The 1941-nt window shown below is 53.7% G+C and carries 2 rRNA genes; both read left to right on the top strand.

What is annotated here, in order from left to right:
* Positions 1 to 1747, top strand: a 23S ribosomal RNA gene (locus ACI94_RS04855); the annotation flags it as partial.
* A 43-nt stretch (positions 1748 to 1790) separates the two neighbouring features.
* Positions 1791 to 1912: ribosomal RNA gene (gene rrf, locus ACI94_RS04860) — 5S ribosomal RNA — on the top strand.
* Positions 1913 to 1941: the final 29 nt, after the last annotated feature.

Raw genomic sequence — 1941 nt, forward strand, 5'->3', positions numbered from 1 at the left:
AGAAGCAGCTATCCTTTAAAAAGTGCGTAACAGCTTACCAGTCGAGGTTTGGGGCACTGAAAATGGACGGGGCTTAAGCCTACTACAGAGACCACGGACCACACGTTCGTGTGATGGCGTAGAGAGGCGTGCTGCCTGGGCCGAAGCAGGGCCGTAAGGTCCTGTGGACCGGGTAGTAATGAGAATTCTGGCATTAGTAGAAGCAAAGTTGGGTGAGAATCCCAACCGCCGTAGGGGCTAGGTTTCCTCGGCAATGTTCGTCAGCCGAGGGTTAGTCGGTCCTAAGGTGTGTCGTAACTCGAACACATCGAAAGGGAAACAGGTTAATATTCCTGTACCGTGCATCCATTGCGGGTAACCGCCCTGACGCTTCGGGATATGCCGGGCAGGGTCGTCGCCCTGTCCAAGCGTTCAACCTCGTGGAGTACCGTCATGGTGAGAAGCGAGGGAAGACGTGATGGAGTAATTCGGCAAATTCCTGGAGCCCGTGAAAAGGGGGATGCAATGACCGTACCGAGATCTGACACAGGTGCCCCTAGCTGAAAAGGCTAAGGCGTGTCGGTGTAATCGTGTTAAGGGAACTCGGCAAATTAGCCCCGTAACTTCGGGAGAAGGGGTGCCTGCCTGGCGATCAGGCAGGTCGCAGTGACCAGGGGGCTCTGACTGTCTAATAACAACATAGGTGACTGCAACTCGGAAACGATTAGTATAGTCACTGATTCCTGCCCAGTGCGAGTATCTGAATCCCGGGTTCAACCGGACGAAGGACTCGTAAACGGCGGGGGTAACTATGACCCTCTTAAGGTAGCGTAGTACCTTGTCGCTTAATTGGCGACTTGCATGAATGGATTAACGAGAGCCCTACTGTCCCTAACACGAATCCGTTGAACATTTTGTCCTAGTGCAGAGACTAGGGACTCCAGATGGGAAGTGAAGACCCCGTGGAGCTTTACTGCAGCCTGTTGCTGTGTTACGGTATTCCTTGCGCAGCGTAGATGGGAGGCGTCGAACCATCCCTTCCGGGGGGTGGGGAGCCACCGATGAGACACCATCCTTGGTTTACTGTAACACTAACTCTCGTTCCGAGAGGACACCGGTAGGTAGGCAGTTTGGGTGGGGCGCCACACCCTCGAAAAAATATCAAGGGTGCCCTAAGGTCAACTCATGTGAGTCAGAAACTCACAGGAGAGTGTCAAGAGCATAAGTTGGCCTGACGCGATTTCGCAGAGCAAGAAATCGCGAGAGGAAACTCGGGTCTAACGAACCAATGAGCCTTGTTGATGAGGGCCATTGACGACAGAAAAGCTACCCCGGGGATAACAGAGTCGTCGCCGGCAAGAGCACATATCGACCCGGCGGCTTGCTACCTCGATGTCGGTTCTTTCCATCCTGGCNNGCCAAGGGTGAGGTTGTTCGCCTATTAAAGGGGATCGTGAGCTGGGTTTAGACCGTCGTGAGACAGGTCGGTTACTATCTATCTGGAGTGTTTGGAGTCTGAAGGTAAGATGGAAATAGTACGAGAGGAACTTTCCGTCGCCGCCTCTGGTCGATCGGTTGTCCGACCGGGCACTGCCGAGCAGCTACGCGGTAAGGGATAAAAGCTGAAAGCATCTAAGCTTGAAACCCGCCCTGAAAAGAGACTCCGTTAAGGACACGGGTAAAAGACCCGCTTGATAGGTCCGGGATGTAAGCACGAAGGTAACGACGTGTTCAGTCCGCGGATACTAACGTCCAATGCCATCCGCTGAACTCAGACGAAATCCAGAGTCGCGCACCGAAACCGTAATGGTACTAGCGGCCAGAGCAGAGGGGAAACACCTGGACTCATCCCGAACCCAGCAGTTAAGCCCTCTTACGTATTGTGTGGTACTGAGGTACGCGAGTCCTCGGGAAGCACGATTCGCTGCTAGTACCTCCCTTCCATGAGAAACCTGCTCTTCT

The sequence above is a fragment of the Methanoculleus sp. DTU007 genome (assembly GCF_001512385.1).
GTDB classification, from domain to species: Archaea; Halobacteriota; Methanomicrobia; order Methanomicrobiales; family Methanoculleaceae; genus Methanoculleus; species Methanoculleus thermophilus.